This is a genomic window from Inquilinus limosus MP06, assembly GCF_000767795.1.
GTDB classification, from domain to species: Bacteria; Pseudomonadota; Alphaproteobacteria; order DSM-16000; family Inquilinaceae; genus Inquilinus; species Inquilinus limosus_E.
Map to the genome: position 1 here is coordinate 1 of NZ_JANX01000296.1, position 7,480 is coordinate 7,480.

The following is a 7,480-nucleotide window of genomic DNA, read 5'->3' on the forward strand; positions in this document are numbered from 1 at the left end:
CAGGCGTCGGGCCTGCCACTGGCCTGGCCGGCCCGGCTGCCGAACAGCCGCATGGCGCTGGCCGCGGCCGAATGGGCCCGCCGCCACGCCCCCGATGCCTTCCCCTCGCTCCAGAAGGCGCTGTTCGCCGCCCATTTCGCGCTGGGCCAGGATCTCGGTGACCGGACGGTGATCGACCGGCATGCGGCCGCTTCCGGTATCGATCTTGCGGCCCTGAACGCCGCGCTGGACGACGGCAGCGCCGATGCCCTGGTCGGCCAGTCGGAGGCGCTGGGCCGCCGCCTGGGCGTGCAGGGGACGCCGGCCTGGCTCGTCGCCGGCCGGCTGATCCCCGGGCTCTATCCGCGCGAGCAGTTCGAGACGCTGCTGCGGAGCCTGGCCGGCTGAGGGCCTACCCGACGGGTCGCCCGGCGGCCCCGCCGCGTCACGGCAGGTCGACGATCTCGACCCAGTTCGCGCCGCGGCCAACCGAATACCGGCCCAGCGGCGTCAGGGCGCCGCTGGCTTTGTCAATCCGGTAGACCGCCAGCCGGTCGGACTTCTCCCCCGATGCGATGAGATAGGTTCCGCTCGCATCGATGCGGATGCCGCGCGGCTGCGTCTCGGTGGCGTAGCTGGTGACATAGGCCGGCGTCCCCGTCTCCGGGGCGACGGAGAACAGCGCGATCCGGCTGGTCGTCCGCTCCGTGGTGTAGAGGAACCGGCCGTCGGGTGTCGCCTGGATGTCCGCGGCCCATACCCGCCGCTTGCCGTCATCGGCGGGCGGCGAACCCGGCGGCAGGCCCGGCACCAGCCCGGCCTCCGGCGGCACGGTGGCGACTGTGTCGCGCTCGGTCAGGGTGCCCGTGGCCTGGTCGACCGCGAAATGGATCAGGTTCCCCGACAGCTCGCACAGCACGTAGAGAGATGTGTTGTCGGGCGACAGGATCGGGTGGCGCGGGCCGTTGCCCGCTGCCGTCTTCACCAGCGGCGGATCGTTCGGCGTCAGCCGGCCGGTCGCGGCGTCGAACCGGAACTGCAGGATCTGGTCGCTGCCGAGATTGGTGGCATAGACGAAGCGGTTGGTCCGGTCGGCACGGATGGCATGGGCGTTCTTGCCGGTCGGGACCACCTGGCCGGCCTCCGCCCGGACCAGGCCGTCGACATCGATCGGGCTGACCGCGACCTTGTCGCCGCCATAGGAGGCGGTGAACAGGAAGCGTCCGGTCGCGTCGGTCGAGACATAGGCCATGCTGTCGGGCAGCGGCGCCGTCGCCTGCTGCCGCAGCGCGCCGCTGGCCGGATCGATCGCATAGGTCACGACCGTGAAGGGCTGCGACCGGACCACGGCGTAGAGGTGCCGCTTGTCCGGGCTGACCGCCATCGGCATCACCATCTTCCCGGCCATGGTCTTGCCCAGCGGCGTCAGCCCGCCGGTCGCCTTGTCCATGGCGTAGCCGTCGATATTCCCGTCCTCGGCGTTGGAGACATAGACGAAGGTGGCCGCCGCTGCCGTCGGCGCCGGGCCGAAAGCGGCAAGCGACGAGGCGACGGCGAGCAGTCCTGCCCATATCGGCAATGCGCTTGGCATGGTCCTTGTCCTCCCTGAAGGCTGGGGCACCCCGGTGCCTCTTCGACGCCGAAGGGTCTTATGCCCCTGGCCCTGCCGTCCAAGCCGAAACGGGTATCGATCGATGCAGCCGTGGCATCGATCCGAGCCGGCCCGCACCGAGGCGCCCGGCACGGTGCTAGGCTGGATGATGCATGAGATCGGCCGCCAACCGGAGGTGGAAGTGCGGATCCATGCCGAGCTCGCCGCCGCGCTTGGTGGGAGGCTGCCGACCCATGAGGATCTGCCGGCCCTGGCCTATCTCGACCGTGTCATCACCGAGGTGCTGCGGCTGCGCACGCCGCCGGTGTTCATGCGGCGCACCGATGTCCGCCACCATCCCGGCCGCGACTCACAGTTGCGTACACGAAAAAAGATTTGTGTCTGAAAGTGATTGTATTGGTTAAGGTGTTGAGATTCAAGTAAACATATTGTTCATTTTTAAATCATATTTGAGGTGATAATATAGTGGCTCATTCAAATGCTCCGCATCGGCATGTGGTTTCTCATCTTGTGAAGCCGAAGGTGGATGTGGATTACCTGATGGAGCTGTCGGTATGCCTTATGATTTCGAGACGCGCAGTGCGGCGCAAGCCAGCGCCATCCCGTCAACGCAGCAGACCCTTCATGTCGGCGGATATGCCAGACTCGGCGACGGCGGCGATGCCTTCTATCAGCGCGTGAACGCCGATCCTGGCCATCGCGGCGCTTTCGCCGATGCATCCGGCGGTTGGTGGGAGATCGCCGGGGACGAGGTCAATGTCGCGTCCTTCGGGGCCGTCCGGAACGGCGACTCGCCGTCACCGACCAGTGATACCGCGGCCATCCAGGATGCGATCAACTATATCTCCGCCAGATCGGCGGGGGGCGTGGTCCGCTTCTCCCGAGGCGTCTATGCGCTCGGCGGCGGCCTTCTCTCCGCCAAGAACGTCCGGCTGAAGGGGCGGGGGATAGGCCTCTCCATCCTCAAGCTCATCGTGGACGGTCATCTCCTCGGTGCGAATGGAGAGAGCAGCTTCAATGGCGGTTCGTTCGAGATCGAGGACCTGACCCTGTGGGGGTACGCCGATCGGCTGAGTGGGGCCGGGACCGAGGCCCAGCGCATGATCAACCTGCAATGGTACGATCGGGTGGCCGTCCGTCGCGTCGAGGTCTGCTATTCCCGTTTCATGGGCTTGACGATGAAGGCCCGGCAGGCCGTGGTCGAGGATTGCCACGTCCACCACACCAACCGGGACGGCATCAATATCGGCTTCGCCACCAATGTCGTGGTCACCGGAAACGTGATCTCGCGCGTTGGCGATGACGCCATCGCGGTCCATTCCAGCGTAGCGCCCGGCCAGAATGCGAGCGCCTATGAGCGGCGGACCGTGATCGCGAACAATGTGGTGGAGTTCTCGGCCGGCATCAAATGCGTGGGCGCCCGGAACACCACGGTGGTCAACAACTCCCTGCGCTTCGTCATGGGCTACTTCGTCGATCTGTCGGTGGCGCCGCCGGAGGGCGTCAACGACCTCACCACCAATGTGATCGCCAACAACGTCTGCTCGGACCTGATCAATCTGAACAGTGACGGGATCGGTGGGGGCGACGTCTGCCGCGGCATCTATGTGAAGGCCGTGACCCCGACTGCCGGCACTGAGGCACCTGTGCCCGCCGGGGCCCCAGGACGTTGGACGGCGGGCACGATCGTGAAGCCGGAGCCCTATATCAACACCTTCGGCGCCGCGAAGGCTCATGGCGGCGGCTATGGCGTGATCATCTCGGGGAACACGCTGACGAACACGCTGAGCGGCCTGACCCATTTCTCCGACGCCGGCTACGGCAAGCTGTGGTGGAATGCCGGCGAGGTCGACCCGGAGATGGCTGGCACGATCGGTATCCACCAGACCACCTCGCGGGGTATCGTCATCGGCAGCTCGATGCAGAACGCCGTGGTCAGCGGCAACATTGTCGACAGCTATGCGACGGGCCTTTATCTCGCTGAGGCGACCTATCTGCGGAACATTGCCGTCACAGACAACGTGTTCCGGCGCTGCCGCACTTGGGGCGCCGACCTGGCTGTCGGTGGCGCGGACAAGACCGGCGACCTGCTGGTCGCCGACAATGTGTTCGATATCGATCCCTTCTTCGAACATCCGCACCGTGCCGCGGATGGCAGCTGGGATACGTCGGCACCCACTGGCAGCGGCTATGGCCTCAACCTGAACGCGACGGTCGGGGTGGTGGTCCGCGGCTGCGTGTTCAAGAACGCGAAGGGACCAGTCTCAGCCGTTGCCGGCGGCTATCAATGTGCCCTCAAGGACAACAGCTATGTCGGCGATCCGGCGGCGCTGCAGGGCATGACGTTCTATCCCAACATCCGGGAGAACGACCTGGTCTGGGTAGACAGCAACCCGACCGCCGCAACCTATGGGACCAATCGCTCGATCAAGAACTCGACCGGGAACTTCACCGCGGCGCCGGCCAGCGGCGGCTGGATGGCGGGGCAGTTCGTGCCGAATGCGGCGCCGGCGAGCGCCGGAGGGAAGGTACTCCTCGGCTGGATCAGGCTCACCACCGGCACGGCCAATATCCTGAACACGGACTGGGCGCCGGTCTACGGCGCCACGTCGTAAGCGGCCCCTGCTGCGTCCGGCGTCGCCGGACGCAGCAGGGTCACAATCCAAGGCTAGCATGCTATCCAGGAGTGGGGAGAGAGGACATGCGACGGTTCCTGCGAGTCCTGCTGTGCGGGTTCGGCGCGATCGCGATCTGGCCGGCGGCGGCGCCCGCCCAGGACGGATGGGGCTGGACGATCATCACCCCCTCGGTGGCCGGCACGGACACGCTGGGCCTGGCCCTGCGCCGGATCACGGAGGAGCAGCAGCATCCGCAGCCCGGCGCCGCGGCGCCGTCGGCCGCGGCGGGCGCCTTCCGCTACACCCCCTCGCGCGACCGCCGCGCCGTCAATCTGGCCCGCTTCGTGGCCCGCAGCCGGGCGGCGGATCCGCAGGGGGCGGACAATCTCGCCAAGGTGTTCGCATCGGTCGACGTGGTCGAGCAGATGCGGGCGCCGCTCGCCGCCGTCGGGCTGCGGATCGACGATGTCGCCGACGCCTATGCGGTGTATTGGATCAATGCTTGGCAGGCCAGCCGCGGGGTCGATGACGACGTCAGCCGCGCCACCGCCCTGGCCGTGCGGGACCAGGCCGCCCGCGCCATGGCGGCGTCGGGCCAGCTGCGCGGGGCGGGCGACGCGGCCAAGCAGGAGATGGCCGAGGCCTTGCTGATCCAGGCGGCGCTGATCTCGGACGCGCTGAAGCAGAGCCAGGGCAACCCGGAGCTGAGCCGCCAGGTCGCCGCGGCCGTGTCGCAGGGCGCGCGGGGGATGAGCCTCGATCTCGCCGCCATGACGCTGACCGAGAAAGGCTTCGTTCCGGCCGAGTGAGCGGACAGCGGCGCGCTACGCCGGGAACAGGTGCTTCGCCAGGAAATCGATGAAGACACGAAGTTTGGGCGCGGGGTAGCGGCTGGACGGCCACAGCAGGCGGAACACGCCCTCATGCGCGGTGTGTTCGGCCAGCACCACGACGAGGGTGCCGTCCCCGATCTGCCGGCGGATGGCGAAATCCGGCAGGCAGGCGATGCCCAGCCCCTGCTCGGCCATGGCGATCAGCGGCTCGATCGTGTTCGCCACCGCGCTGCTCGGCAGGGCGATCCCGGCGCGGCGCAGCGGCCAGGGCTCGAACCTGCCGCTGGTGGCGAAGCGGTGCTGCAGGCAGGCGTGGCCGGCCAGCTCCTCCGGCACCCGCGGCACGCCGCGGCGCGCGAGATAGGCGGGCGCCGCCACCAGCTGCAGCCGGAACACGCCGAGGATTCGGCTCATCAGCCGGGAATCGCCGACCTCGCCGGCGCGGATCACGGCGTCGAAGCCTTCCTCGATCACGTCGACCAGCCTGTCGGTGAAATCGAGGTCCAGCTCGATCTCCGGATACTCGCGCATGAAGGCGCCCAGCGTCGGCATCATCAGCATCCCGGCCAACGGCAGGCTGACCCGCAGCCGGCCGCGCGGCGCGCCGCGGGTCTGCGCCAGCTCCGCCTCCGCCGTCTCGATCTCGCTGAAGATCCGCCGGCACCGCTCCAGGAACAGTGCCCCCTCCGGCGTCAGCGTCACCGAGCGGGTGGAGCGGTGCAGCAGCCGCACGCCCAGCCGCTCCTCCAGCCGCGCCACCGCCTTGCCGATGGCGGAGGAGGAGACGCCGAGCTGCCGCCCCGCGGCGGTGAAGCTGCGGGATTCCGCCGCCCGGACGAATGCGTCGAGCGCGCCGAGGCTGTCGGTGAGGCGCATGGTCATTCCGGACACCCACCTCCGAAGTGTCAGGAACCATAGCCCAATTCTCCACAATGCGCGGCAGCCTCATCTTCCGGAGCAGGCCATCACCTGAGGAGGCAGCCATGCCCGAGACATCAGCCGCGCCGCAGCATCACGACCGATTCCCGTATTCCGCCATCGTCGACCGGCCGAAGCTGGGCTGGCCGAACGGCGCCCGGGTGGCGGTCTGGGTGTCGCCGAACATCGAGCATTTCCTGTTCGACCGGCCGTCGAGCTCGATCAACCCCTTCACCGCCAACCTCGTCCCCGACGTGCTGAACTATTCCTGGCGCGACTACGGCGTCCGCGTCGGCATCTGGCGGCTGATGGAAGTGATGGAGCGGCACGGCGTCCGCGGCACCGTGCCGCTCAATGCCGACGTCGTGCGGCACTATCCGCGCATCATCGAGGCCGGGCAGGCGCTGGACTGGGAGTGGATGGGCCACGGCCTCACCAACTCGGCGCTCATCAACGGCCAGCCGGAGGATGAGGAGCGGGAGATCGTGCGGGCGGTGGTCGACACCATCGGCCAGGCCACCGGCCGGCGGCCGCGCGGCTGGCTCAGCCCGGCGCTGACGGAATCGCACAACACCCTCGACCTGCTGGCCGAGGCCGGCATCGACTATGTCGCCGACTGGGTGAATGACGAGCAGCCCTATCCGATGCGGGTGCGCACCGGGAAGATGCTGTCGCTGCCCTATTCGATCGAGATCAACGACTTCAACGCCTTCCTCTTCCAGGGCCAGTCCGGCGTGCAGTTCGCCGACACGATCCGGGAGCAGTTCGACGTCCTGTACGAGGATGGCGCCGTGACCGGCCGGGTGATGGGCATCGCCTTGCACCCCTTCCTGATCGGCCACCCGCACCGGGCCCGGCATTTCGGCCGGGCACTGGCCCATATCGCCTCGCATCCCGATGTCTGGCTGGCCACCGGCAGCGAGATCGCGGACTGGTATCGGCAGACTGTCGGGAAGGGCTGACCGGGCACCTCGGCCTGGGCGGATGGCGTCCCCGGAGAGATTCGAACTCCCGACCCGCTGCTTAGGACGCAGCCGCTCTATCCTGCTGAGCTACGGGGACCCGGGCGCCCTTATAGCAAGCCGGCGGGGCGATGACACCCCCCGTGACATCGTCGGCAGGCCGGAAGCGAAAGAGGCCACCCCCGCGCCCGGCGGGGGTGGCCCCGATGCCGCACGAAAACGGAGGCGATGGGGCCTCAGTCCTCGATGAAGCTGCGCTGGAAGGCGTGCACCAGCGGGTCGACCGCATATTGCAGCGCGGTGCGGGTGCCGGTCATGATCGAGGCCTCGGCCGGCATGCCGGCGGAGAGGTTGACCTGCGGCGCCACCCGCTTCAGCAGGCTCGGGTCGACCTCGACCTTGGCCAGGAAGTAGGAGCGCTTGGTCGCCTCGTCCTGGGTGCTGTCGGCGGCGACATAGATCACGGTGCCGTCGATCCGCGGCATGTTGCGCTGATGGTAGGCGGTGAAGCGCACCAGCGCCGACTGCCCCTCGCGCACAGTGTCGATGTCGTTCGGC

Annotated in this window: 7 protein-coding genes, 1 tRNA gene and 1 pseudogene; 5 read left to right on the forward strand and 4 right to left on the reverse strand. The window is 68.1% G+C overall.

Going from position 1 to position 7,480, the window contains the following annotated elements; translation table 11 throughout:
• Positions 1-387: DsbA family oxidoreductase (locus tag P409_RS20630; protein WP_152613461.1), on the forward strand; the 387-nt coding region annotated here is incomplete at its 5' end.
• A gap of 37 nt (positions 388-424) precedes the next feature.
• Here P409_RS20630 and P409_RS20635 read toward each other — a convergent pair.
• Complete coding sequence (locus P409_RS20635; protein ID WP_034842882.1) at positions 425-1,570, reverse strand: lactonase family protein; 1,146 nt, start codon at positions 1,568-1,570, stop codon at positions 425-427.
• A gap of 103 nt (positions 1,571-1,673) precedes the next feature.
• Here P409_RS20635 and P409_RS40405 point away from each other — a divergent pair, with 103 nt between their 5' ends.
• The 3 genes from P409_RS40405 to P409_RS20650 all read left to right on the forward strand — a co-directional run bounded on the left by P409_RS40405 (position 1,674) and on the right by P409_RS20650 (position 5,018).
• Complete coding sequence (locus tag P409_RS40405) at positions 1,674-1,976, forward strand: cytochrome P450 (protein ID WP_034842888.1); 303 nt, start codon at positions 1,674-1,676, stop codon at positions 1,974-1,976.
• A 169-nt stretch (positions 1,977-2,145) separates the two neighbouring features.
• On the forward strand, positions 2,146-4,206 hold the full coding sequence (locus P409_RS20645) for a right-handed parallel beta-helix repeat-containing protein (protein WP_034842892.1): 2,061 nt from the start codon (positions 2,146-2,148) through the stop codon (positions 4,204-4,206).
• A gap of 86 nt (positions 4,207-4,292) precedes the next feature.
• Positions 4,293-5,018 carry a DUF6683 family protein gene (locus P409_RS20650; RefSeq protein ID WP_034842896.1) on the forward strand — a complete coding sequence of 242 codons (726 nt, stop codon included), beginning with the start codon at positions 4,293-4,295 and terminating at the stop codon, positions 5,016-5,018.
• 15 nt (positions 5,019-5,033) lie between these two features.
• Here the strand turns inward: P409_RS20650 and P409_RS20655 are convergent, their stop codons facing one another.
• The gene (locus P409_RS20655; protein WP_238578733.1) at positions 5,034-5,924 is read right to left on the reverse strand and encodes a LysR family transcriptional regulator; all 891 of its coding nucleotides are present in this window, start codon (positions 5,922-5,924) and stop codon (positions 5,034-5,036) included.
• 101 nt (positions 5,925-6,025) lie between these two features.
• Here P409_RS20655 and P409_RS20660 point away from each other — a divergent pair, with 101 nt between their 5' ends.
• Positions 6,026-6,922 (forward strand): polysaccharide deacetylase family protein, encoded by an 897-nt coding sequence (locus P409_RS20660; protein WP_034842901.1) that lies wholly within the window; start codon positions 6,026-6,028, stop codon positions 6,920-6,922.
• A gap of 23 nt (positions 6,923-6,945) precedes the next feature.
• Here the strand turns inward: P409_RS20660 and P409_RS20665 are convergent.
• Together P409_RS20665 and P409_RS20670 are read right to left on the reverse strand one after the other, a co-directional pair.
• Positions 6,946-7,022, reverse strand: a tRNA-Arg gene (locus P409_RS20665).
• Positions 7,023-7,158: 136 nt separating this feature from the next.
• Positions 7,159-7,480, reverse strand: a pseudogene (locus P409_RS20670) (HlyD family type I secretion periplasmic adaptor subunit); the annotation flags it as partial.

Bases quoted from the DNA above. Each gene is read 5' to 3' on its own strand.
- P409_RS20645 (WP_034842892.1), top strand. From the start codon at position 2,146: ATGCCTTATGATTTCGAGACGCGCAGTGCGGCGCAAGCCAGCGCCATC.
- P409_RS20660 (WP_034842901.1), top strand. From the start codon at position 6,026: ATGCCCGAGACATCAGCCGCGCCGCAGCATCACGACCGATTCCCGTAT.
- P409_RS20650 (WP_034842896.1), top strand. From the start codon at position 4,293: ATGCGACGGTTCCTGCGAGTCCTGCTGTGCGGGTTCGGCGCGATCGCG.
- P409_RS20635 (WP_034842882.1), bottom strand. From the start codon at position 1,570: ATGCCAAGCGCATTGCCGATATGGGCAGGACTGCTCGCCGTCGCCTCG.
- P409_RS40405 (WP_034842888.1), top strand. From the start codon at position 1,674: ATGCAGCCGTGGCATCGATCCGAGCCGGCCCGCACCGAGGCGCCCGGC.
- P409_RS20655 (WP_238578733.1), bottom strand. From the start codon at position 5,924: ATGACCATGCGCCTCACCGACAGCCTCGGCGCGCTCGACGCATTCGTC.